Source organism: Dyella sp. AtDHG13, assembly GCF_003201105.1.
GTDB classification, from domain to species: Bacteria; Pseudomonadota; Gammaproteobacteria; order Xanthomonadales; family Rhodanobacteraceae; genus Dyella; species Dyella jiangningensis_B.
On sequence record NZ_QICJ01000010.1, the window covers coordinates 84,332 to 108,260 of the forward strand.

Sequence of the window (23,929 nt, forward strand, 5' to 3'; positions counted from 1 at the left end):
GCGATGTACTTCACATGGGCCCTGCTGGCGTGGAAGGTGATGCGTCAGCGCCGCGGCGCGCTGTGGACCTGGCCCAGCGCGCTGACGGCCGCCGCGGCGTCGACCTGTTGCGCGCCACCCACCATCCGGCTACTGCGCAGAAGCAGGTCGTGCATGTCATGGGCCTTTAGGTGCGGGGAGAGCGCGAGCAACAGCGCGACGATGCCGCTTACGTGCGCGGCGGCCATGGACGAGCCGGACGTGAAGTCGTAGGCGCCGCCGGGCTGGGTGGTCAGGATGTCGTTGCCCGGCGCGCTGAGCACGCCGGCCGGCGCAGGCGAGGCGTTGCTCACGCGCACCACGAGCACGCCGGGCGTGCTGTCGGGGAATCCGGCGTGGCTTCCATCAGGCGGCATGGCGGCAACGACGATGCGTTGCTGGCCCAGCAGCTGTTGCAGCAGCCGGTCCAGCAAGGGGTCGGGCGGCCCGCCCAGGCTGAGGTTGATCACGCGCGCATCGGTGTCGAGGATGGCGGCAAGCGCCTTGGCCAGCGTGAAGGTATTGCAGTGCGCGCCATCGGGGCTGTTGGCGGGATACCAGCAGGCCTTGTACACGCTGATGATGGCCCGTGGCGCGATGCCGACGATGCCGAGGTGGTTGTCGCCAATCGCGCCGATGATGCCGGCGACTTCGGTGCCGTGCGGGTCGCGATTGAACGCCGGGGCATTGCCATCCACTTCATTGCTGATGTCGTGGATGCGGCCTTGCAGATCGGGATGCGAAGTATCGACGCCGGTGTCGACGATGGCGATATGCACGCTGTCGCCCTGGCTCACGTTGTGGGCCACGGCGGCGTCCGTTTCGACGAAGCCGCGCTGCAGGTTGGCGTAGGGATCGTTGTAGGCATGCGCATTGCCCGGCGCCTGCGAATACACGCTGTAGTCCTGCAGCGGCTGCGCCAGCGCGACGCGATCGTCCTTGGCCAGCACGGCGAGCAGCTCGTCGCGCGTCATGCCGGGCGGCGGCTCGAGCACGATGCAGTACACGCTGAGCGCCTTGATGGGCCAGCCGGTCACCTCACGCCAGCCGTAGCGCTGGCGCATGGCATCGAGCGCGGAGAGGGCGCGCTGCCCCGCGCCGTAGTTCGCCGTGGGGATGTAGCCGAGCAAGGTGGAGCCGGCGTGTGTCGGCGGCGGATCCTGCGGGTTGGCGACGGCGAGCACGATGTCGCGCGCGCTGTTCATGGCGGTGACGGCGTTGCCGTTCGCGGCGGCTGGATCGGCCGCGCTCGCCGGTGGATCCGGACGCAAGGGTGCGCAAGCCCCCAGCAGGCTGGTGGCGAACAGGAGCAGCAGTACCACGTGCTTCATGGGTTGGCGGCGACGGGCTCGGCGAGGCGGATGCCGTGCGCGGCCCGCAGTTGTCGAAGGGCCGCGTCCCCGGTGGACGTGCGCGCGGGCATCACGGTGTAGGCGCCGACGTCATTGGGGCCATCCACCACCGCCAGCTGCAGCGAGTGCAGCAGGGTGTTCCAGTCGGCGAGCTTCATGTTGGTGTCGGGAACCACGCGGATCGCGCCGGCCATGGCCGGCTGGGCCGGGTTGCTCAAGGTGCGGTACGACGCGTGGTTGCCGCCGGACGACCACAGCTCCGCGCCAAGGATGCCAATGCCCACGGCCTGCACCAGCACCGCGGCCACCAGCGCGCGGGTGACCCAGCCGCCGGCGCGCGCGCGCGGCGCCGATGCCTCGGCTTCGCCCGCGTCGATGCGTCCCAGCAGCCGCTTGAGGCCGGCCTCGGGATCGAGCTGGATGCCGGTGGGAAGAGCCAGCGCCAGGCGCAGCCGGCTCTGCTGCGCGAACTCCTCCCGGCAGGCTTCGCAGCGCGCGAGATGGTCGGTGAGCCAGGCGCTTTGCTCCTGCGGGGCGCTGTCCTGCAATACCCAGGGCATGGCTTCCCACGCGCGGGCACAGTCCTGGTCGGTGTCTTTCGTCGACTTCATGGCACGCGGTTCTCTTTCGGCGTGATCGGTTCGCCTGCCAGTGCCGGCAGGATGTTGCGCAACTTCACCCTGGCGTGGAACAGCCGCGCCTTCACGGTGCCGACCGGGCATTGCATGATGGTGGCCACGTCGTCCAGCGTGTGTCCCACGCCATAGACCAGCTCCACCACCACGCGCTGATCGGCCGACAGGCGCTCCATCGCCTTGCCCAGCCAGTCGCGCAGTTCGCGGTCTTCGCCGGGGTCGAAGGCCGGGGTGCGGTCTTCCGGCAGGCCTTCCTCGTCCACGGGTTCGTCGCCGCGCTGGCGCAGGGCCTTCAGGCCGCAGCGGTAGGTGATGCCGATGATCCAGGTCGATACCCGCGAGTCGCCGTGGAAGGAGCCGGCCTTCTGCCACACGATCCAGAAGCAGTCGTTGATGACCTCTTCGATGACGTCGTTGCGGCGCGTGAGGCGGGAAAGGAACCGGCACAGCCGGCCGTGATAGGCCCGGTACAGCGTGGCCAGCGCCGCGCGGTCTCCTGCCGCCATGCGCTGGAGCAGCAGGCGGTCCGTCTCGTCAGCATCGATGTCGGCGTATTTCATGGCTGAGGCGAAGGCAGGGTGTTACCCGGTAAGTGCCCTAAAAAGCCCAAATGGTTGCCTAGGCTCAGAACGACCATGACACCGTCGCCACCCAGGGCGAGGCGGCCAGGTTGTCCTGGCGCAGGGTCGCATCGACGAAGACGCGGTCCACTTCCACGCGCCACGGACCCTGGCCCCAGATCAGCCCCAGGTGCCCGTATCCATAGGAGTTTACGCGGTTGCCGTGACGGTAGCGGTGGGTGCCGTACTCGTCGCCGTAGACCCGGTAGTAGGGCACCTGGGCCTGGGCGTAGCCCGCGCCTGCGGAAACGGCGAAGTGCAAGGGCAGCGGCCAGTGGAAGTCCGCGTCGACGGCGCCGCGCAGGCGGTGGTCGTCGCCGCCCGTGGGCGCCAGGGCGGCGACACCCAGGGTGAGCACGTCGCGGTAGAGCCAGTTGGCGCTGCCTTCGGCGCGGTTGAAGGCGCCGTGTCCACGGCCGGGATAGTCGTAGTACGCCAGGCCGGCGACAAGCTGCCAGTCCGCCCCGATGCGCCAGGCGCGGGACGCCTGGGCGAACGCTTCGGCGAGCGGCGCCGCGTCGCGCACCTCCGTGCTGGCGGCCACGCCCAGCGACCAGCCCGACGGCAGCGCCCAGGACGCCGCGCCCTGCACAATGGCCGTATCGGGGGTGATCGCCAGTCCGCGATCCACCAGTTGCGAGCTCAGGGCGACCGTGCCGCTGATCGTTCCCGATTGCGCACGCGTCGGCCACGGCAGGCACGCACACGCCAGCGCGATCGCGAGCGCGCATGGCCGCATGCGGGCATGGATAGCTGACGGGTCGATGCCTTGCTTCATCGGCGTCCCGGAATGCGGGCATCCGCGCGACGCGGAGCGGAACGCACCGCGGGCAGAGAGGGCCGGTTGCCGCTGGCAGTAGCGTGGCCGTGCAACATCGGTCCCAGGATTGATCCGCGTCGGTACCGCCCTAGGTTAGTGGGCGCAAGGGTCCGTGTATACGTGGATGCCTTGGCGCCCATCAGTGGTTCGACTGCAGGTACGCGATGAGATCGTCCAGCTGCCTGGCGTCGTCGAGCCCCGGGTACTTCATCTTGGTGCCAGGGTTGGCCTGCTTGGCCGGCTGGGACAGATACCAGTGCAGCTTGTCCTCGGTCCACACCCAATCGGCGTTCTTCAGCGCATCGGAATAACTGTAGTCGGCGATGCTGCCCGCATGGCGGCCCACGATGCCGAACAGGCTGGGGCCTTTCTTGTTGTGTCCTTGCCGCGTGGTGTGGCACTCGGCGCATTCCTGCTTGAATACGTCCGCACCGGCGCCGGCATCGCCCGCACGCGCGGGCAGGGCATGCGCGCCACAGCACAGCATCATCGTCATCACGGCGCCGCGCGCCGCTCTCCCCAGCTTGGGTTCAATCACGTCCAGGCTCCGTCGGGTGTCAGAACGCAACGCTTGCGCTCAAGGTAAAGGCATCGAGGTCTTTCGCTTGGGTCATGAGCGCACCCGGCGGCGCGCCGAAGATGTTGTCGCTCACGCCGTTGAAGCGCGTGAAGCGGAACCAGGTGGCGGCGATCTTCAGGTTCGCTTTCGAGGTGAACGAATCGTCCTTGCCGAACGGCGTCCAGTACAGGCTGATCAGGTTGGCCGTGCTGTCCGGCTTGCCGTAGGGCGGGTAGCGTGCCGGGTCCTGCGTGCCGGTGCTCACCAGGTGCGCCACCTGCAGGGCATAGCTCTGCTTGAAGGTGTAGGTCACGCTGAGCGTGCGGTCGTGCGCATCGCCGTGCGACTTGGCGACCAGCCCGTTGATGGTGGGCGCGCTGCCGTAGTCCCGCTGCTCCAGGATGTTCACGTAGCTGACCTGCACGATGTGCTCGCGATTGCCCAGGAACTGATACGTGAGGTCGTAGCCGAGGTCGGTGATGTCGTCGCTGCGCGCATTGCGCGGCAGCTGGCGCCGGGTGGTGAGCGCCACCAGGCCCGCGGAGAAGAACTGCCGCTTCATGTCCTTCATATAGGCAAAGCGGAAGTAGCCCGTGTCGCTGAGCTTGCCGGGGTCGCCGGAGACGTTGTAGCCCAGGTGATCCTGCACCGAGGTCGGCATGGCGTTGTAGCTGCCGATCTCGCCGTACCAGTTGTCGTCGTAGAGCGCATACACGCCACCGCCGATCACCCGGTTGTACAGCGAGTTGGGGCTGGACAGGTTCAGCAGCGTGCCGGATATGGCCGGCGGCCCGAGCGTCGACGCGTTGGGCAGGGCCGCGATGGGGTCGTCGAAGCCGGGGCTGTTGTTGACGCTCACGCCGATCACGGCGTCCTTGCCGGCGATCTTCAGGTCCTTGGCCACGAAGCGCAGGTCGAGGTTGCTGAGCTTGGTGCTGAATTGATCCTTGCCGTTGTTGTCCGTCTCCACCTTGACGAAGCCGCCGAGGTGGTCGCTGATGCGGCCGGCCAGATAGATGTCCGCTTCCGTGAGCTGCGTGGTGTTGTCGCCGCGCTCGGGCACCGTGCGCGTACCGATTAGCTGCGCCGCCACCGGAATCTTGGTGCCCTGGCCATCCGTGTCGGTATAGCCGTTGAGCTTGAAGCGCATGCCATAGGGCGTCAGCGCGGGACCATAGGCGCCGGCGTGGCAGTCCGCGCAGGCGGAGCCCGTCTGGCGTGCATAGGCCGGCACCGCATGCGCGCTGTTGCCGGCCATCATCAACAGTGCGGCGACGAGCGCACAAGCGGCGCACAATGGCCAATGGCGGGTCAGGGCAGACGGCATGAGATCTCCTGGTCTCGAAATATTCATCGGCGGCGGCGCGGCAGCATCAGGCGCAAGGTGCGATCGCGCAGCATGAAGTGATGCCACAGCGCGGCGGCGACATGCAGCGCGATCAGGGCAAGCAGCACCCAGGCGACACCCTGGTGCCAGTCGGTGAGGCGGTCGGCGAGGTCTTCGTCGCTGGCGACGATGGCGGGCAGCGTGAGTCCGAAGAAATGCACCGGCTTGCCTTGCGCATTGCTGAGCGCCCAGCCGAGCAGGGGCTGGACCAGCAGCAGCACATACAAGGCCAGATGGGTCGAGCCGGCGGCGAAACGGATCAAGGGCGACACCTTGCCCTCGACCGGCCAATGGCGCAGCCGCAGGCGCAGCGCCGCGCGCGCAAAGAACAGCAGCAGCACCAGCAATCCGAAGTGGCGGTGGCCTTCCAGCAGCCACATGCGCAGCGCGCGGCCGTCCACCTCGTCACGCAACAGGATGAGCGCGGCCGCCATCGCCAGGAACAGCGCCGTCAGCCAGTGCATGACCACCAGCGCGCGCGGGCGCTCCGGCAGCTCATCGCCCTGGGCGCCGCGCTCCATGGCGGATGCACGCGCGCCGTCGTCGCCTGTCGCCGATGGGCTCTTGTTCTGCCATTCCATGTACGAACCTCTATGCCGCGCCTCTGCGGTTCACGCGATCCGCGCGCCCATCGGTTCCGCAAGGGAAGGGATGGCTGCGAGAGGCAAGCCTGCGTTGTGGCGTGAGTGCCGGGTCCGCCCGGAAAGGTTGTGCGGACGCGTGGTCACAGGAAAGTGACGTCACGCAACCTTGTGCGCGATGGATGGCACTCAGTGCCTAGAGTCCCTGATGACGACTCCATCCGCCGGGCCGAGAGCATGGAAATCGAACGCGTTCAATTGCAGAAGCATGGGGACCACGGCGGCATGCTCATCGCCCTGGAACAGGACATCAACGTGCCCTTCGTGATCCGTCGCGTGTACTACATCTTCGCGACGCAGCGCGACGTGCATCGCGGCAAGCACGCCCACCGCCATCTGCACCAGCTGGCCGTGGCGGTGCGCGGGTCGGTGACCATCCTGCTCGACGACGGCTCGGGGCCGGTCGAGGTGGTGCTCAACGATCCGTCCCAGGGCCTGCTGCTTGGCTGCATGGTGTGGCGCGAGCTGTACGACTTCAGCGACGACTGCGTGCTGATGGTGCTGGCGGACCATCTCTACGACCCCGCCGACTACATCACCGATTACGACGTGTTCCTCAGCGAGGTGAAAGGCCTTGCCTATCCCGGTGGGCTGGTGGCATGCCAAAGCGTCTAGTCCTGATCGGCGCGGGCGAACTGGCGCAGATCGCCTGCGAATATTTCGAGCACGACAGCGACTACGAGGTCGCCGCTTTCAGCGTCGAGAGCCCCTACCTGAGCGAGACCGAGCTGGCTGGCCGGCCGGTGGTTCCGTACGAGCTGCTGGAGGCGCTCTATCCGCCGGCGCAGTTCGAGGCCTTCGTGGCCATTCCGGCGAGCCAGCTCAATCGCCTGCGTGCGCGGCTTTATCTGGACGCGAAATCGCGAGGCTACCGCCTGGCGACCTACGTGAGCTCGCGCGCCTTCGTGTGGCGCAACGCCGAGATCGGCGAGAACAGCTTCATCTTCGAGAACAACGTGATCCAGCCGTTCGTGCGCATCGGCAACAACTGCATCCTGTGGAGCGGCAACCACGTCGGGCATCGCACGGTGATCCGCGACCATGTGTTCGTGGCCTCGCACGCCGTCATCTCCGGCTATTGCGACGTGGGCGAGAGCAGCTTCATCGGCGTCAACACCACGTTCAACGACCACGTGAAGGTGGCGTCGGACAACGTGATCGGCTCCGGCGCGCTGGTTCACCGCGACACGGAGCCGGGCAAGGTCTACGTGGGCTCGCCGGCCAAGGCCGTGCCGGGGCGATCCAGCTTCGACGTGAGGCTCTGAATGCCCATGGCAACGTGGCGCAAGCACGGGCTGATCTTCGATACCGCGCGCCAGGGCGTGGGCGGATGGATGCGCCATTCGGCGCTCACGCCGACGCCCTGGCGCATGGACGAGGCGACCATCCGCGTCTACGCGGGTTTTCGTAACGATGAAGGCGTAAGCCGCATCGGCTACGTGGACGTGCTGGCGGAAGACCCGAGCGTGATCCTGCGCGTGAGCCGGCAGCCCGTGCTCGATGTGGGGCGAGGCGGCTGCTTCGACGACAACGGCATGATCCTGGGCGACGTGGTGGACGCGCCCGGCGGGCTTCATCTGTTCTATGTCGGCTTTCAACAGGTGGCGCGCGCCAAGTTCCTCGCCTTCACCGGGCTGGCCATTTCCACCGATGGCGGCGAGCATTTCGAGCGGGTGCAGGAGACGCCCATCCTCGACCGCGCGCCTGGACGCAGCACCATCGCAGCCGTGCACACCGCCATGTTCGATGGAGCCCAGTGGCGCCTCTGGTATGCGGTGGGCGACGACTGGGAATGGATAGACGGGCGGCCCTTTCCGCGCTACCACATCCGCTGCGTCACCACGCGCGATCTCACGGACATTCCCCGCGACGACCGTATCTGCCTGCTGCCGCGAAACAGCGAGTACCGCATTGGCCGCCCGCGCGTGTACCGGATGGGCGACGGCTACGCGATGCTCTTCACACGGGGCAACGTCACGGGTGAATACCTCCCGGGCATGGCTTTCAGCGACGACGGGCTCGCCTGGGTGCGCAGGGACGAAGCGCTGGACATCGGGCTTTCCCGTGACGGCTGGGACTCGCGCACGCTCTGCTATCCCGCCCTGATACCGCGCGGCGACGACGTGCTGATGTTCTACAACGGCAACGACATGGGACGGGATGGTTTTGGCGTCGCCGTGGCGCGCCAGCCCTTGTTCCAGGAGGCGGCCCATGCTTGAGGTTCGCCGCTACCAGCCGTCGGACGCCAAGGCCTGGGATGCTGTCGTGGAGCGTTCGCGCAATGGCAATTTCCTGCATCGGCGTGGCTACATGGATTATCACGCCGACCGTTTTGCCGATTGCTCGCTGCTGGTGGAGCGAGGCTCGGAGATCGTCGCAGTGTTTCCCGCCAACCTTCGCGACAACGTGGTCAGCAGCCACGGCGGGCTCACCTATGCCGGCCTTATCGCGACGCATGAACTGCGCACCGACGCCACATTGCAGGTGTTCGAGCTGATCGGCGAGCACTACCGGCGCAGCGGCGTCGAGCGCGTGATCTACAAGCCAGTGCCGCACGTCTTCCATGCGTATCCCGCCGAGGAGGATCTCTACGCGCTCCAGCGCGTCGGCGCACGCCTGAGCCGGCGAGATATCTCGTCGGTGATCCCGTTGCGCCGCGCCGCGGGGTTCTCCGCTACGCGCTGCAGGGCGATCCGGCGGGCCGAAAGCGCGGGCGTGAGCATCGGACAGGGGCGTGACCTGGCGGCCTTCCATGCCTTGCTGAGCGAGGTCCTGCGTCGCCACCAGGCCGTACCGACGCACAGCGCTGCGGAACTCTTCCTGCTGCAGTCGCGATTTCCCGGGCAGATCGTGCTGCATGAGGCACGCGGCGAGGGCCAGCTGTTGGCCGGGGTGCTGGTCTACGATTTCGGTCGAACGGTGCACGCCCAGTACATCGCCGCGTCGGAAGAGGGCTGGCGCGTCGATGCGCTGAGCCTGCTGCTTGGCGCACTGGTGAGCGACGTGTATGCCGAGCGCGGCTACTTCAGCCTGGGCATCTCCACCGAACAGGACGGCACCGTGCTCAACAGCGGCCTGGTGGCGCAGAAGGAATCCTTCGGTGCGCGCGGCGTCGTGCAGGACTTCTACGAGTGGGTACTGTGATGGAGGTGCCCTTCCTTTCGCTGCGCGACGTCAACGCGTGCTACGGCGACGAACTCAAGACGGCCGCGGCCAGGGTGATCGATTCCGGCTGGTACGTGATGGGTGACGAGCTGGCGGCATTCGAGCGCGAGTTCGCCGCTTACTGCGGCGTAGCGCATGCGCTCGGCGTGGGCAACGGCCTGGACGCGCTCGCGCTGATCCTGCGCGGCTACAAGGAGATGGGGCGGTTGCGCGATGGCGACGAGGTCATCGTGCCGGGCAACACCTTCATCGCTACCTTCCTTGCCGTGACGGCCAATCAGCTGGTGCCCGTGCCGGTCGAGCCGGATCCGTCGACCTTCAACATCGATCCGTCGCACGTCGAGGCCGTACTGAGCCCGCGCACGCGCGCGATCATGCCGGTGCACCTGTACGGCCAGCTGGCGGACATGGACGCCCTGGCCGATATCGCCCGCCGACGCGGCCTGCTGCTGATCGAGGACGCCGCCCAGGCACATGGCGCAAGCTGCGGCGGCCGTCGCGCCGGGGCCTTTGGCGGTGCCGCCGGCTTCAGCTTTTTCCCGACTAAGAATCTGGGCGCTCTGGGCGATGGCGGCGCCGTGGTCACGGCCGACGACGAACTCGCCGCGCGCGTGGCGGCACTGCGCAACTACGGATCGGAGGCGAAATACCACCACCTGTACCAGGGCCTCAATTCACGACTGGACGAAATGCAGGCGGCCCTGCTGCGGGTCAAGCTCGGCCATCTCGACGACGAGACGGCGAAGCGGCGGCACGTGGCGCGGCGCTATCGCGAGGGCATCCGCCACCCGCAAATCCTGTTGCCGGCGGTGCCGGCGGAAGAGGCGCACGCCTGGCACCTCTTCGTGGTGCGCTCCGCGCGGCGCGATGCGCTGAAGGAGCACTTGGCCGCCCATGGCGTGCAGAGCCAGGTGCACTATCCCGTGCCGGCGCATCGCCAGCCGGCGTATCCCTCGCTGCACGGCATCGAGCTGCCGCTGACCGATCGCTTGCACCGCGAGGTGCTGAGCCTGCCGATCAGTCCGGTGATGAGCGAAGATGCCATGGCGCGCGTCATCGATGCCTGCAATGCGTTCGGTTGTGCGCCATGAACATCGCGCGCGCCGGCATCTACGCCTCGATAGCCACGGCCGCCAAGCTGCTTGCCGGCCTGGTGATCGTCAAGCTGGTGGCCTGGATGGCCGGCCCCGAAGGCGTGGGGCGGCTGGGCCAGTTCATGAGCCTGATGTCGGTGCTGGCCGTGCTCGCTGGCGGCGGCATCAGTGCGGGCGTGGTGAAGTACGTGGCGGAGTATCGCGACGATCCGCACAGGTTGTCCCTCCTGCTGGGCGCCGCGCTGTGGTACGCGCTATGCGCATCGTGCCTGGTCGGCGTCATCGGCTTGCTGCTCAGCCGGCAGATCGCGGGCTGGCTGCTGGGCGACGTTCGCTACTGGGGCCTTGTCGTCGTGCTTGCCGCGGTGCAGACGGGCATTGCCATGGCGAACTACGTCCTTGCCGTGATCAACGGTTTCATGGACGTGAAGCGCCTGGCCTGCATCCAGGTATTGGGCTCGCTGCTGAGCGTGGCAGTGGCCTTGTGCTTGGCGCGCTGGCTGCAGCTGTATGGCGTGTTGCTGGCGCTGGTGGTCGGACAGCTGCTCGTGCTTGCCGTGGGGCTTCCCGCGTGGTGGCGCAGCCCGTACTTCAGTCGGCACATGCTGCGCCTGCGCTTCGACCGCGAGATGACGTGGCGGCTGGCCGCATTCTCCGTGATGACGCTGACCTCGGCGCTGCTGCCACCGCTGGTGAACATCGCCGTGCGCGATCATCTGGCCGCCCGGTTCGGGTGGGAACACGTGGGCTATTGGCAGGCGGTAGGCAAGGTGTCGGATGCCTATCTGCTGTTCCTCACCACGGCGATCAACGTGTACTACCTGCCCAAGCTGGCCTCGACGCATGCGCGCGAATCGCTGGTGGCGGAGCTTCGTCTGGCCTACCGCTACGTGATGCCGGCGGTGGTGCTTCTTGCCGTGGGCGTCTACCTGTGCCGCGGCTGGGTGACCCTGCTGCTTTTCAGCGATGGCTTCGCGGCGGCCAATGCGCTGTATGCGCCGCAACTGATGGGCGATGTCGTGAAGATCGCCTCCTTTGTGCTGTCGTACGTGATGCTGGCCAAGGCCATGACGGGCTTGTTCGTGGTGTCCGAAATCGTCTTCGCGATCAGCTACGTGCTGCTGGTGTTCCTGCTCACCGCGCGCTTCGGGTTGGTGGGCGCGATGTATGCGTTCGCGCTGAACTATGCGCTTTACCTGGTTTTCAACGTGATCGTCGTGCGGCGCTACCTGGGGGAAGTATGACGATGGACGGGATCGTGCCCGAGACAGGGCTTCCGCCGCTGGTGTCCATTCTGGTGCCCGCCTACAACCATGAACGCTTCGTGGAGCGTTGCCTGGACAGCGTGCTGGAGGAGCCGTATCCGGCGAAGGAAATCGTCATCATCGATGACGGCTCGACGGATGCCACCGGCCAGCGCATCGCCGACTGGATCGAGCGCCACGGCAGCGAAGTGCCGGTGGAATACGTGCGGCGCGGCAACAAGGGCATCGCCGCCACGCTCAACGAATTGGCCGCCCGCGCGCGCGGCGACTTCCTGCGCCTTGGCGCCAGCGACGACTACCTGCTGCCGGGCGGCCTGCACGCCCAGGTCGGCTATCTGCTGGCGCACCCCGGCAAGTGGGTGGTGATCGGCGATTCGCTGGTGGTGGATCGCAACGAACGGCTCCGGCACGGCAGCGCCATGCGCGACCTGCATCGCGCGGACAAGCGGCTGTACGGCACGGACGAAGGCATCCGCCGGGCGGTGATCACGCAATGGGCCATCGGCGGGCCGGTGACCCTGGTGCGACGCCGCGCGCTGGAGCGCGTGGCGGGATGGAACGAGGGCCTTCGATTCGACGACTGGGATTTCTTCCTGCGCCTGGCCGCGCACGACGCCATCGGCTTCATCGATCGCAACGTGTGCGCCTATCGCATCCACGGCGCCAACGTCAGCCGCACGCGCGACACGCGCACGCGCATCCACAACCTCATCGAGGCGCGTGACGTGGCGATCCGGCGCATGGGCATGTTCGAGGAACCATACCGCACGCTGCTGCTCGCCCAGTCGCATCATCTCGGCGCCAAGGTCGCCTTTCTGCAGCGGCGGCTGTGGGCCGTGGCGACGCATATGGCGGCGTATGCCTTGCTGACGCAGCTGTCGCGCATGCGCGGCGGGCCAACCCAGCGACTGGCCGAACGCACATGAGTCCGCTCCTGCGCCTGCCTTCGTTCTACCTGAGCCTGCCGCTGCTGGTGGCGTGCGGCCTGACGCTGCTCACCTACGACTTGCCGCCAGACTATATGGAAGGCCTGCTGCTGCTCGCCGCGGCAGCCGTGGCTATCCTCGCCGTGGATGTCTTCGTGGGCATTCGCCTGCCGCGCCCTGCGGCGTTTCTTGCGCGCGACTACACGGGAACGCGCGACGCCTTCGTGGCTCTGGTCTTCGCGGCGCTGATCGTCGTGTTCTGCCTGCTGGACCTGGCGCTGTTCCCGGTGCCGCTGTTCACCACGCCCAACGCCTACGCGAACATGGAAGGCGGCCGCGACCATATCCGGCACGTGTCGGACATGTGCTGGGTGCTGCCGCCCATCGGCCTGCTGTGCGCGCGCCAGCGGTGGCTGCGTGCCGCGCTGGTGGTGGCGGGCTTCGTCTTTCCCGTGCTGGTGATCGACCGCAACCGCATCTTCGCGGCGCTGTTCTCGGTGGCCCTGATCATGCTGTTGCGCCGTAGCGAGACTAAGGCGCTGCCGTGGAAGCGCGTATTGCTGCTGATTGTTGCCGGCACCACGGTGTTTTCGGTGCTTGGCATCCTGCGTTCGGGCACCCTGGATTACGTGACGCTTCCTTTCAGCGACCTGTACCGGGCTGCGCCGCAGGGCGTGAAATGGCTGCTGCTGTATGCCAGCGCGGGCCCGTACAACTTCTCCTCGATCCTGGCCAAGCACTACGCGGACGCCCATTTCCTGATCAACCAGCTGGTGCCGATGGCGGGCTCGATCGCCACGGCGGACACCGGCATTCCCCTGGACGCGAGCAACATCAATGTGGGCACGGAGTTCTTTCCGTTCCTCATGGCGCTGGGCCCGGTGGGCGCCATCGGATCCATGGCCGCGCTCTACCTGATGCTGCTGTGGAGCGTGCGCCGCGTGCAGCCCACCGTGCCGCTGTTCGGCCTGCTGATCTTCCTGCGCGTGTCCTACACGGCGGTGATGGCGCCCTTCGCGCCGCAGGCGTTCACCTGGACCAGCTTCGGTTTCATCGCGCTATGCCTGCTGCTGCAACTGGTGGCCGCGCTGCTGCCGGATGGCCGCGCGCGGGACCAGACGCCAGGCGTGGCCGCCGGCCACGGCGCCACTTCATCCATCCATTGACGAGCCAGGATCATGCAACGAGACGAAGTTTACGTAGTGGACGTGTGGCGGATCCTGCTCCGCGAGTGGGTTTGGTTTGTCGCGGGCATGCTGCTGGTGATCGCGGCGGTGGCAGGGTTCACCCGCATGGCGCGGCCGCAATGGGAGGCCACGGGCTATATCCAGATCGGCCAGGTCGCGGGCGTTCCGCCGGGGCAGGACCCCAAGGTGGAGCCGCTGGCGCGCGTGCTCGAACGGCTGAAGTTCGAGCCGTTCCAGAACCAGGTGATGGCGCGCATCGGTATCCGGGACGATGCGCCGGAGGCGAGGCTTTATCGCAGGAGCATGAAACTCGAGCCGCTGCCATACGCCGGCCCGCTGGTGAAGTTCACGGTGCGAGGCTGGTCGCCGCAGCAGGCCAGGCAATTTGCCGAGGCCACCGTGGCGCAGTTGCAGGCGCTGCACCAGCAATTGCTGGCCCGCCCGCTGGCCATGACGCAGGCGCGATTGGGCGAAGTGCAGGCCGATCTCGACGTGGCCAGGAACCAGCGGCAGCAGTTGATGCTGACCGCTGCGCCGGACGCCGCGCACGGCAAGGATGCGCCATCCGCTGGCGCCGCCTCGCTGCTGCTGGCCACGACGGATACGGAGATTCACGGCTTGCAGCAGGCCAGGGGCGATCTCGCCCTGCGCCTCAGCCCGAACTATACGTACGACACCTCGTTGCTGTGGCCCGTCTATGTGCCGCGCGGGCCGGCGTTTCCGAATCTGCCCCTGCTGTGGGGCGTCGGCGTGCTGTTCGGCCTGGCGCTGGGCGCGTTCGCCGCCATCGCGCGGCATGCCATGCGACGCGCCAACGCACCCACGGTCGCGTTCAACCAAACGGACGATGCCGGGCACCTACCGACACATGGCGGTCATGGCGCAGCAGTGAGGCGCAATGCCGTCGCATCCAATCCGCATGCAGGTGCAGGAAGTCCATGATGGGGCAGGCAAGCCGACGTCCGCCGGAAGCATCCTTGAACGAGGCGCAGCTGCTCGACACGCAGCGCGCGTTCGACAGCGTTGCCGAAGACTATGACGGCCCGCGCGGCAACAACGAACTGATCCAGCGCATGCGCACCACGCTGTGGGACACCGTCTGCCGCGAAGTGCCCACCGGATCGCAGCTGCTGGACATCGGTTGCGGCACCGGCCTGGACGCCATCGAGTTCGCGAGGCGCGGGCATCAGGTGGTCGCCACGGACTGGTCGCCGGCCATGGTCGGCCGCACGCGGTCGCGCGCCGCGCTGGCAGGGCTGGAATCGCACGTGGTGGCCTTGCACCTGGGCGTGCAGCAGCTGGACCAGTTGAACGAAACGTTCGACGGCATCTACTCCAACTTCGGTCCGCTCAACTGCGCGCCGGATCTGCAGGCGGTGGCCGGGGAATGCGCGCGACTGCTCAAGCCCGGCGGCAAGCTGGTGTTCTCCGTGATCGGTCGCCTTTGCCCGTGGGAGCTGGGCCACTACGCGCTGCGCGGACGCTTCCGCCGCGCGGGCGTGCGCGGCACGCGCGGGCCGGCCGCGGTGAGCATGAACAAGCACACCATCTGGACGTACTACTACCTGCCGCGCGAGTTCTACCGCGCCTTCGCGCCGCTGTTCTCGCTGGAAAGCTATCGCGCGTTGAGCCTGTTCATGCCGCCGCCGTACCTGGTGCACTACTACCGCCGTCGCCGCCATTGGTACGAGCAGCTCGGCCGCCTTGACGACCATCTCGGTTCGCTGCCCTTGCTGCGCGACATGGGCGACCACTTCCTGATGGTCATGCGCAGGCGGTAAGGCGATGGCCGCGCGATCAGCACATAGCCATGCCGTCGTGTACGGCGCGACATGCCTGCGGCCGGATGGATGGTCGGGCGCGCCCTTGCGGATGCGCGACGGAGTGATCGCCGACGCCGAATCGAGCGGGGCGTTTCGCATCTACCTGCGCGATCACCTGGTCTTTCCCGGCCTGATCAACGCGCACGATCACCTGCACGTGAATGCCGTGCCGCCACTTGCCGCGACGGAAGTATTCGCCAACAGCTATGCGTGGATCGATGCGTTCCAGGCGCATTTCGACGATTCCGCCGTCAAGGCCGCGCTGCGGGTGCCCAAGGCGGTGCGCCTGCGTCACGGCGGCCTGAAGAACCTGCTGGCAGGCACCACCTGCGTCGCGCACCATGATCCCTGGCATGAGGCGCTCGATGCCGATGATTTTCCCGTGGCGTTGTTGCGCGACTACGGCTGGAGCTACGCGCTGGGCTGGCCTTCCTACGGGCCGCCTGTGCGGCAGAGTTTCGCGCAGACACCGGCCGACCGGCCGTGGCTCATCCATCTGGCCGAAGGAACGGATGCCGTCGCGCAGGCCGAACTCACGCAGCTGGACGCGCTGGGCTACCTGGCGCCGCACAGCATCCTCGTGCACGGCGTGGGCCTGCATGAGCAGGATATCGAGCGGATCATCGCGGTCGGTGCTGGGGTGGTGTGGTGCCCGCGCAGCAATCGGCGGCTGCTGGGTCGCACGCTGCATCCTCGGCGCCTCGCCGATGCAGGACGACTGGCGCTGGGCACGGACTCGCGCCTGAGCGGGTCGCGCGACCTGCTGGAGGAACTGCGGGACGTCGCCGATGGCGGCGAACTTCGTTCAACGCAGTGGCTGGACCTGGTCACCACCGATGCGGCGCGATTGTTGCGCATGCCTTTGCGCGGCAGCCTGCAAGCGGGCGCGCCGGCGGACCTGGTAATTGTCGAGGATCGCGGTGGCGATCCGATACGAAGCCTCGTCGGCATCGGCCGGGCGCAACTGCGCGCGGTGGTGCGCGATGGCCTGCCGCGCATCGCCGATCCGGACTTTGCGGAGTGGTTCGACGCGGCAGGCGTGGAGACCGTTCCCGTCATGCTCGATGGCCGCCCGAAACTGCTGGCGACATCGTTGGCGGACGCCGAGGTGATCGCGCTGGAACCCGGTCTTGAACAACTGCCTATACGTGGCGTCGCCGCCGTTCCGCGGGAGGCTTGCCACTGATGCTGCACACGCCGATGCTCGACCCCGCCGAGGCCTATGCGCTGTGGGCGCCCAGCTATCCGCCGCGCGCACACAATCCCGTGATGCTGGCGGAGGAGCGGGCCATGCTCGCGCTGTTGCCGCAAGACCTGAGCGGCCGCAATGTGCTGGACGCGGGCTGTGGCACCGGCCGCTACATGCATCATGCCCTGCAGCGCGGCGCGGCGCGGCTGCTGGGCGTGGATCTGTCGCGCGACATGTTGCTGCGCGCCGACACCGAGCTGCGCAGCGAGCGCAGGCGCGTGCCGCTGGAGCTTCTGCAGGGCGGCCTGGATGCCTTGCCCGTGGCCGATGCCTGGGCCGACCTGGTGGTCTGCGGACTGGCCGTGGGCCATGTCGAGCAACTCGAGCCGGTGCTGGCGGAGCTCAGTCGCGTCACGCAGCCGGGCGGCATGGTGTTGTGCAGCGACGTGCATCCCATCGGGCACGCGCTGGGCTGGCTGCGCGACTTCAAGGCCGAAGGCCGCCGCTACGCCGTGCGCCACACCGCACACCTCTACAGCCATTGGCATGCCGCCTGTGCCGCGCTGGACCTGGAGATCGGCTGCGTGCTCGAACCCATGATCGATCCGGCGGACATCCCGGCAGGCGCGCATTTCGATCCCGCCGCGCTGGATGTGCCGGTGGCGCTGGTCTTTCAGCTGTGGCGCAGGCCATGACTTTGCCCATACACGTTCCCGCCAGCCGTAGGCCGCATACGCTGCTGGTCAATCCCACCATCACCTCGCGTGCCAGCGCGCGCTTTCCGCTGTCGTTGCTCCACCTGTCCGCGACGCTCGATCGCACTGGCAGCAGCCGCATCATCGACGGCAACGTGGATCGCGACTTCATCGCGCGCACGCTCCATGCGCTGGACGAGCGCCCGTGCAGCGCCGTCGGCATCAGCGTGATGGGCGGGCCGCAGGTAGAGCCGGCCATCGCCGTGTCGCGCGCCATTCGCGCGCAACGTCCCGACGTGCCCATCGTGTGGGGCGGCTACTTTCCCACGCTGTATACCGGCACTGCGCTGTCCGCACCCTATGTGGACTATGCGATACGCGGGCAAGGCGAAGACAGCCTGCCGGAACTCGTCGCTGCGCTGCATGCCGGCAACACGGCCGGTCTGGCGGCGATCCAGGGTCTGTCGTGGAAGGATGTTGGCGGCACGGTACACAACCCGAGTCGGCCGTTCTCGCGCAGCGGCCCGCCGGTCTTGCTGCCTTACGAAAAGCTGGGCGATCCCCGCCGTTACCTCGCGCGCACCTTTCTCGGCCGCCGCACGGCGGCGCACCAGGCGTCAGTGGGATGCCGCTTCCGCTGCACGTTCTGCGGCGTGGCCGCCATGTTCGGCGGCGCTACCGCGTTGCCGCCCTTGGCGCGGCTGGAGCGGGATCTGGCCTATCTCAAGCATGGCCTTGGCGCCGACTCCATCCAGTATTTCGACCACAACTTCTTCGACCGCGAGCAGGACATGATCCCGCTGCTGGAAATCATGGCCCGCCATGAGCTGCCGTGGTGGTGCTACGCACGCGCGGATGCCTTGCTCAATCTGTCCGAGAGCACGTGGAAGCTGGTGCGCAAGAGCCGCCTGCGCATGGCCTACATCGGCGCGGAGTCGCCCAGCCCGGCCATGCTGAAGGAGATCCGCAAGGGCACGCGGCCGGACCAGACGCTGGCCGTGGCGGAGCTGTGCCGGCGCCACGGCGTGATCCCGGAGCTGTCCTTCATGGTGGCGCCGCCGGAGAACACCGAGGAGGAAACCGAGCATACGTTCGAGTTCATCCGCGAGCTAAAGCGCATCAATCCGCAGTCGGAGATCATCGTCTACGTCTACACGCCGCTGCCCGAGAGCAGCCGTCACGAGAAGGACCGGCATCGCCGGCCTTCCACGCCGCTGCTCGATCTCAACGGGGAACCCGTGGTGTTTCCCGCGACGCCGGAGGAGTGGACGCAGAAGCGCTGGGTGGATTACGCCTGCCACGCGGATGCGCCGTGGGTGAGCGACAGGCTGCGTCAACGCATCCACGATTTCGTGACCGTGCTGCGCTGCCGTTACCCCACGGTGCAGGACCTGCGCTCGCCGCCGTGGGCGAAGCGCACGCTGGCCGCGGCGGCATCGTGGCGTTACCGGTTGCGCCGCTACGACCGCCCGTGGGAGCTGAATCTGGCGAATCGGCTGGTGCGCTTGCGCATGCCGCAGGTTTCGGGACTCTGATCCGTGCGACCGCTCCATGTCGCGCAGATCAATTTCCACGCCGCGCCGGCAGGGCAGAACCTGGCCGATACGCTGGCGCGATGGCCGTCGCTGGTCGACATCGCCGAATCCGCGGCGAGCGCCGGCGCACGAGTGACGGTGATCCAGCGTGCGGCGCATGCGGAGCGACTTCAGCGAGGCGCCGTGGACTATCGTTTCATCGCTTCCAGCGATGAGGGCGACGGTGGCGTGCGTGCCGTCGCCGAAGCGTTGCGCGAGCAGCGCGCGGATGTGCTACACGCCCATAGCCTGGGTGCGGCGGCCAAGGCCCATGCGCTTTCCCGAGTGATGCCCGGTGTTCCGATCCTGCTGCAGGATCATGCCGATCGCCTGCCGTCATGGTGGAAGCGCCCGCGCTGGCGTCGCTGGTACGCATCGGCCCGTGGCGTGGCGTTCACGGCGCCGGAGCTGGCGCGGCCTTATGTATCGGCCAGGCTGTTCGGTGCGGCGATGCGCCTGTTTGCGATACCCGAATCCACCAGCCGCTTCACGCCGGGCAGCCTTGCGCAGGCGTGGGCGGAGACAGGGCTGTATGGCAACCCTTGCGTGGTCTGGGTGGGGCACCTGCAAACCGGCAAGGATCCGCTGACGGTGTTGGCGGGCTTTGCGCAGGCAGCCGAGGCACTGCCGCAGATGCAGCTGTGGTGTGCGTATGGCCATGCTCCGTTGTTGGCGCAGGTGCAACAGCGCATGGCGCGCGATCCCCGCCTGAAGGATCGCGTGCACCTGCTGGGCCGCGTTCCGCATGAGCGCGTGCAGTCGTTGATGCGGGCAGCCGACATCTTCGTGTCGGGCAGTCGTGCCGAAAGCTGCGGCTACGCGTTGCTGGAAGCGATGGCGTGCGGCGCGACGCCGGTGGTCACCCGCATTCCCTCGTTTCTTGCGCTGGTCGGCGAGGTGGGCCGCCTGTGGTCGCCCGGCGATGCCAACGAGCTTGCGCAGGCGCTGATCGCTGCGGCGGCGTCGCGTCCGTCGGTGCAGACGGTGAGGGATCATTTCGAGCGCCATCTGTCGCTGGAAGCGATTGGACGCCGCTGGGTCGATGCCTACGGGCAGTTGATCCGTGAACGCCGTGGAGGGGTATCGTGAAGCTCGCGCTGGTGGTGCCCGGCGGCGTGGATCGCACCGGCGAGTTTCGCGTGATTCCCGTGCTGCTGGCCTTGATCCGGCGGCTTGCCAGCGAACACGAGGTGCACGTGTATGCGCTGCGGCAGGAAGCGGCGGCCGACAGCTGGCCGCTCGCCGGTGCGCGCATCCACAATATCGGCGATGGCTGGCCGCGCCTGCGCGCCATCCGCGCCATTCGCGAGGAACACCGCCGCGCGCCGTTCGACCTGGTGCACGCCATCTTCTCCGGTTCATGCAGCCTGGTAGCGGTGGCCGCCGCCGTATCGCTCGGCCTGCCGAGCCTGGTGCACATCGCCGGCGGCGAGCTGGTGGCCATGCATGAGATCGGCTATGGCGGCCGCCGTTTCCTGAAAGGGCGATTGCGTGAAGCGCTGGTATTGCGCGGCGCCGATGCGGTAACCGCGGCGAGCGCGCCCATCATCGATTCCTTGCGATCTCTTGGCCTTGCAGCGCGCCGTGTGCCGCTGGGCGTGGACCTTCGCTGCTGGCCGCCAAGGCCGCCGCGCAGCCGAGGCGAGGGCTGCGCGCGGCTTGTCCACGTGGGCAGCCTCAATCGCGTCAAGGACCAACCGACGCTGTTGCGCGCGCTGGCGTTGCTGGCCGGGCAGGGCGTGGAGTTCGAGATGGATATCGTGGGCGAGGACACCCTCGATGGCGAAATGCAGCGACTGGCTCATGAGCTAGGACTCAACGGGCGCGTGCACTTCCATGGCTTCAGGACGCAGCGCGAACTGCGTCCCGTGATGGAAGCGGCCGACCTGCTGGTGATGTCGTCCCGTCACGAGGCGGGGCCACTCGTGTCGCTGGAGGCGGCCGTGGTAGGCGTGCCCACGGTCGGCACCGCGGTGGGGCATATCGCCGAATGGTCGCCATCGGCGGCCCTGGCGGTGCCGGTGGGCGACTGGATGGCGCTGGCCAACGCCATCCGTCGCGTGCTGGAGGATGATGCGCTGCGCCTGCGGCTTGCGGTGTGCGCGCATCGCCGCGCCGTGACGGAAGACGCCGACCACACGGCGCGTGCCTTCGAGGCGCTCTACCTTCAGGTCGTGACGGCGGGCTCCGGGCGCTGAGCCCATGCGGGCGATGCCTGCTGCTCCAGCGCGGTGCGCACGACGTACATGGTGTCCGTGCGCGTCACCGGGTGCGTAAGCCAGCCGAACGCGCGGCGCCACCGGCTGGCAGTGACCCACGGCGAGTCCTGCAGCCAGAGCTGCGTGCGCACCATGTCCGCACGTTCCTGTTGCGCATGCGGCGAGGGACGTATGCGATGGGACACGAACCGCCCGGCCTCGGGCAGGGAACGCGCCCACTCGATGCCGGACCACGCGTGCAGCCATAGTTCGGAACAGGACGCCCTGGTCAGGGTGAGATGCCCGGACGCGAAACGGAGCAGAGCGGGACATTCGGACTGAAGTTCGTAGAGCAGCGTCGGCGGCACCGCGCCGGTGTAGTAGCGCGAGACCAGCCGCAAGGGCGGCAGCGCCCACCAGGGCGATTCCGTGGTGCCGTCGCCCCAGAGGGCCAGCCACTCGCTGCGCATCATGCGGGCAGCCAGCAGCGAAATGTCGTTCAGATGAATGAGCCGCATCGAGCGATTGCAGAGGTTGCCTGCCGCATGCAGCAGCAGATGGCTCATCAACGCGCCATGCGAAGGGTAGGGGTTGATGCCGGCCACCGGCGAGCGTGGATAGACGCAGCTCGTGATATCCACGATGGACACCGGAAGGCGCTCCTGGATGCGCGTATGCAGCTCGATGTTGACCGGTGTGTCGCGGTGCTCGCCAAGGCAGGCCACGGCAGCGTCGCCGGCCGGCTTGTAGACCCGGTGCTTCCACGCGGCGAACGACAGCACGTAGCCCATGCGTTCCAGCATGGCGCCGGCGCGTTCCTGATCGTTCTCGCTCACCAGCAGGTCGATGTCCGCCATCGGGCGTTCGCCCGGCGCGTAGAGTCCCATCGCATGCAGCGCCGCGCCCTTGAGCGCCACCAGCGGCAGGCCGATGGCGCGCGCGTGCGCGCCAATGCGTTCCAGCAGCGTATCGATACGTTCATGGCGCCGCGCCACGTGTTCGTGCTGGCTGTCCAGGAACCTGATCCAGCCGTCATGTCGCCAGCGGGCGTACACGTTTCCTTGCCCGGCCACGCCGTGCGCCGCCGCCACTGCCATGGCCAGCCGCCATTCCAGCGCGTTCCAATCGGGTGTGTCGCCCGCGGGATGCGCCAACTCGGTGGCGAGTGCCTCGGTGGTACGCAATAGTCCGGCCTTGATCGTTGCAAGCGGAGGCCGGGCGTATGGCTTGGCGTGCTGCTCAGGCATGTTGCGACGCTCCCGCGCGCAAGGGTGCGTCCAGAGGTGTGGTGCGATGCGTGGCCTCAGCTTCGATCAAGGCATGCCAGCGGGCATCCAGGGCGCGGGATACTTGCCGGTGACGGTCGGGCAGGTCGGCCGTCTTCCATTGCTGCACGACGACCTGCTCGTGCAGCAAATCGCGCACGCGGCGATAGAACTCCGAGTCGTAGGCGCCCTGGAACATCATCGCGAGGTCGTCGCTGTCGCGCCAATGCGTCTTCTCGCCGAGCTGCGCCTTCACCTGTTCGTAGAAGCGCGTGCCCGGCAAGGGATAGGAAATGCTGACGCCGATGTCGTCCGGCGAGGCGCGCGCAATGAGATCGCGCGTGGCCAACAGATCGTCCAGTTCTTCACCCAGGTAGCCAAGCTGGATGAAGAAGCCGACGCGGATGCCGTGCGCGCCCAGCCGTTCGCGCGCGACGATCAGGTCCTCGATCTTGGTGCCCTTGTTCATGCGGTCCAGCACGCGCTGGCTGCCGCTTTCCGCGCCGATCCAGGCCTCCGCGCAACCGGCATGGCTCAGCGCCGCGGCCATGCGCTCGCTGACGAGGTCGGCGCGCGTCTGGATGGTGAAGGGGATGGAGCCGGCGACCTGGTTGGCGTGGGCCGCGAACGCCTCGACCCAGTCCACATGGAAACCGAAGATGTCATCGGCGAGCCAGACGTGGTCCGCGCGGTAGGTGTGCTTGAGATACGCCATCTCCGCCGCGACGTCCTCGGCGGAACGGCGGTTGTAATGGTTGCCCCAGATCGGCTTGGCGCACCAGTTGCAACGGAATGGACAGCCGCGCGAGGCCGCCATGTTGAGGCTGAAATAGCCGTGGCGCTCCAGCCAGAACGCGCGGTAGCGATCCACGTCCACCAAGTCCCAGGCGGGATGGCCGACGATGCGCGGATCGGGTGGCGCCGCGCCGATGCGCGCGAGCTGCAGTTGATCGCGCTGCATCGACGCCACGCCGGCGAGGCCGGCCACCCAGTCGCGGGTATCGATGGAAGGGTTCTGATCGAGCCGGCGAACCAGCTCGGCCAGCGGTGCGATGCCTTCGCCGATCAGTACGGCATCCGCACCCGCGGCGAGAAAGGCATCAGGCTGGTCCGACGCATCGGAGCCCGCGACGATCACGCGCGCGCCCGTCGCACGCGCGGCGGCGATCATCTCGCATGCCGCATCGCGCATGCGGGCAAGGCACATCTTGGTGAGGTAGTTGAAGTTGTCCTCGTAGATCAGGACCACATCGGGACGCGACGCCGACAGGCTGCTCGCATAATCCTCCACGCCTTCGGCAAGCATGGCGTCGAAAAGGGAAACCCGATGGCCCATGCGACGCAGCAGCGCGGCCACGTGGATGGTCGCGAGCGGCGGATAAGGCTTGCCGCGCTCCCATTGCTTGCGGTCGAACCTCAGGAAGTAGGAGTGACCGACCTGAATGGTTAGCATCTTGGAAGGATCTCCGTCGTTGCCGTTGGGCGAGCTGCTCCGGCGCATCCACGGCAGGTCGGC

24 protein-coding genes are annotated in these 23,929 nt (G+C 67.5%); 15 read left to right on the plus strand and 9 right to left on the minus strand.

Annotated elements, in window-relative coordinates; all coding sequences use genetic code 11:
* Positions 1-44 precede the first annotated feature (44 nt).
* The 7 genes from BDW41_RS16630 to BDW41_RS16660 form a co-directional block, all read right to left on the minus strand.
* Entirely contained in the window at positions 45-1,349 is a 1,305-nt protein-coding gene (locus BDW41_RS16630) for a S8 family serine peptidase (RefSeq protein ID WP_074549161.1), read from the minus strand.
* A complete protein-coding gene (locus tag BDW41_RS16635; RefSeq protein ID WP_074549159.1) occupies positions 1,346-1,981 on the minus strand; it encodes a hypothetical protein in 636 nt (211 codons plus the stop codon). Before BDW41_RS16635 ends, BDW41_RS16630 begins: the two co-directional genes overlap by 4 nt.
* On the minus strand, positions 1,978-2,565 hold the full coding sequence (locus tag BDW41_RS16640; protein ID WP_074549157.1) for a sigma-70 family RNA polymerase sigma factor: 588 nt from the start codon (positions 2,563-2,565) through the stop codon (positions 1,978-1,980). The genes BDW41_RS16635 and BDW41_RS16640 overlap by 4 nt, the downstream gene beginning before the upstream one ends.
* Positions 2,566-2,629: 64 nt before the next feature.
* A complete protein-coding gene (locus BDW41_RS16645; protein ID WP_233496905.1) occupies positions 2,630-3,403 on the minus strand; it encodes a TorF family putative porin in 774 nt (257 codons plus the stop codon).
* A 181-nt stretch (positions 3,404-3,584) separates the two neighbouring features.
* Entirely contained in the window at positions 3,585-3,932 is a 348-nt protein-coding gene (locus BDW41_RS16650) for a c-type cytochrome (RefSeq protein ID WP_074549365.1), read from the minus strand.
* A gap of 70 nt (positions 3,933-4,002) precedes the next feature.
* Positions 4,003-5,331: a cytochrome C gene (locus BDW41_RS16655; RefSeq protein ID WP_233496906.1), complete on the minus strand. Its 1,329-nt coding sequence runs from the start codon at positions 5,329-5,331 to the stop codon at positions 4,003-4,005.
* Positions 5,332-5,354: 23 nt separating this feature from the next.
* Positions 5,355-5,912 carry a cytochrome b/b6 domain-containing protein gene (locus tag BDW41_RS16660; protein ID WP_074549364.1) on the minus strand — a complete coding sequence of 186 codons (558 nt, stop codon included), beginning with the start codon at positions 5,910-5,912 and terminating at the stop codon, positions 5,355-5,357.
* Positions 5,913-6,209: 297 nt separating this feature from the next.
* On the opposite strand from BDW41_RS16660, the gene BDW41_RS16665 reads away from it, so the two are divergent.
* The 15 genes from BDW41_RS16665 to BDW41_RS16735 all read left to right on the plus strand — a co-directional run bounded on the left by BDW41_RS16665 (position 6,210) and on the right by BDW41_RS16735 (position 21,148).
* Positions 6,210-6,647: an FdtA/QdtA family cupin domain-containing protein gene (locus BDW41_RS16665; protein WP_074549151.1), complete on the plus strand. Its 438-nt coding sequence runs from the start codon at positions 6,210-6,212 to the stop codon at positions 6,645-6,647.
* Positions 6,632-7,297, plus strand: coding sequence for an acetyltransferase (locus BDW41_RS16670; RefSeq protein WP_074549149.1), 666 nt, complete (start codon positions 6,632-6,634; stop codon positions 7,295-7,297). Before BDW41_RS16665 ends, BDW41_RS16670 begins: the two co-directional genes overlap by 16 nt.
* 6 nt (positions 7,298-7,303) lie before the next feature.
* Complete coding sequence (locus tag BDW41_RS16675) at positions 7,304-8,251, plus strand: hypothetical protein (RefSeq protein WP_074549362.1); 948 nt, start codon at positions 7,304-7,306, stop codon at positions 8,249-8,251.
* Complete coding sequence (locus BDW41_RS16680) at positions 8,244-9,176, plus strand: GNAT family N-acetyltransferase (protein WP_074549147.1); 933 nt, start codon at positions 8,244-8,246, stop codon at positions 9,174-9,176. The genes BDW41_RS16675 and BDW41_RS16680 overlap by 8 nt, the downstream gene beginning before the upstream one ends.
* A complete protein-coding gene (locus BDW41_RS16685) occupies positions 9,176-10,288 on the plus strand; it encodes a DegT/DnrJ/EryC1/StrS family aminotransferase (RefSeq protein ID WP_074549145.1) in 1,113 nt (370 codons plus the stop codon). The genes BDW41_RS16680 and BDW41_RS16685 overlap by 1 nt, the downstream gene beginning before the upstream one ends.
* Complete coding sequence (locus BDW41_RS16690; protein ID WP_074549143.1) at positions 10,285-11,535, plus strand: O-antigen translocase; 1,251 nt, start codon at positions 10,285-10,287, stop codon at positions 11,533-11,535. Before BDW41_RS16685 ends, BDW41_RS16690 begins: the two co-directional genes overlap by 4 nt.
* Positions 11,536-11,537: 2 nt before the next feature.
* On the plus strand, positions 11,538-12,482 hold the full coding sequence (locus BDW41_RS16695) for a glycosyltransferase (protein WP_074549141.1): 945 nt from the start codon (positions 11,538-11,540) through the stop codon (positions 12,480-12,482).
* Positions 12,479-13,648 carry a hypothetical protein gene (locus BDW41_RS16700; RefSeq protein ID WP_074549139.1) on the plus strand — a complete coding sequence of 390 codons (1,170 nt, stop codon included), beginning with the start codon at positions 12,479-12,481 and terminating at the stop codon, positions 13,646-13,648. Before BDW41_RS16695 ends, BDW41_RS16700 begins: the two co-directional genes overlap by 4 nt.
* Before the next feature lie 12 nt (positions 13,649-13,660).
* Positions 13,661-14,611, plus strand: coding sequence for a lipopolysaccharide biosynthesis protein (locus BDW41_RS16705; RefSeq protein WP_074549137.1), 951 nt, complete (start codon positions 13,661-13,663; stop codon positions 14,609-14,611).
* A complete protein-coding gene (locus BDW41_RS16710) occupies positions 14,608-15,450 on the plus strand; it encodes a class I SAM-dependent methyltransferase (RefSeq protein ID WP_074549135.1) in 843 nt (280 codons plus the stop codon). The genes BDW41_RS16705 and BDW41_RS16710 overlap by 4 nt, the downstream gene beginning before the upstream one ends.
* A gap of 91 nt (positions 15,451-15,541) precedes the next feature.
* The gene (locus BDW41_RS16715; RefSeq protein ID WP_233496907.1) at positions 15,542-16,678 is read left to right on the plus strand and encodes an amidohydrolase family protein; all 1,137 of its coding nucleotides are present in this window, start codon (positions 15,542-15,544) and stop codon (positions 16,676-16,678) included.
* A complete protein-coding gene (locus BDW41_RS16720) occupies positions 16,678-17,376 on the plus strand; it encodes a class I SAM-dependent methyltransferase (protein WP_074549131.1) in 699 nt (232 codons plus the stop codon). The genes BDW41_RS16715 and BDW41_RS16720 overlap by 1 nt, the downstream gene beginning before the upstream one ends.
* Positions 17,373-18,911: a radical SAM protein gene (locus BDW41_RS16725; protein WP_074549360.1), complete on the plus strand. Its 1,539-nt coding sequence runs from the start codon at positions 17,373-17,375 to the stop codon at positions 18,909-18,911. The genes BDW41_RS16720 and BDW41_RS16725 overlap by 4 nt, the downstream gene beginning before the upstream one ends.
* A gap of 3 nt (positions 18,912-18,914) precedes the next feature.
* Positions 18,915-20,039, plus strand: coding sequence for a glycosyltransferase family 4 protein (locus BDW41_RS16730; protein WP_074549129.1), 1,125 nt, complete (start codon positions 18,915-18,917; stop codon positions 20,037-20,039).
* Complete coding sequence (locus BDW41_RS16735; protein ID WP_074549127.1) at positions 20,036-21,148, plus strand: glycosyltransferase family 4 protein; 1,113 nt, start codon at positions 20,036-20,038, stop codon at positions 21,146-21,148. The genes BDW41_RS16730 and BDW41_RS16735 overlap by 4 nt, the downstream gene beginning before the upstream one ends.
* Here BDW41_RS16735 and BDW41_RS16740 read toward each other — a convergent pair.
* Positions 21,118-22,395 carry a nucleotidyltransferase family protein gene (locus tag BDW41_RS16740; RefSeq protein ID WP_074549125.1) on the minus strand — a complete coding sequence of 426 codons (1,278 nt, stop codon included), beginning with the start codon at positions 22,393-22,395 and terminating at the stop codon, positions 21,118-21,120. The genes BDW41_RS16735 and BDW41_RS16740 overlap by 31 nt on opposite strands.
* Positions 22,388-23,866, minus strand: a complete 1,479-nt coding sequence (locus tag BDW41_RS16745) for a radical SAM protein (RefSeq protein ID WP_074549358.1) — start codon at positions 23,864-23,866, stop codon at positions 22,388-22,390. The genes BDW41_RS16740 and BDW41_RS16745 overlap by 8 nt, the downstream gene beginning before the upstream one ends.
* Positions 23,867-23,929 lie beyond the last annotated feature (63 nt).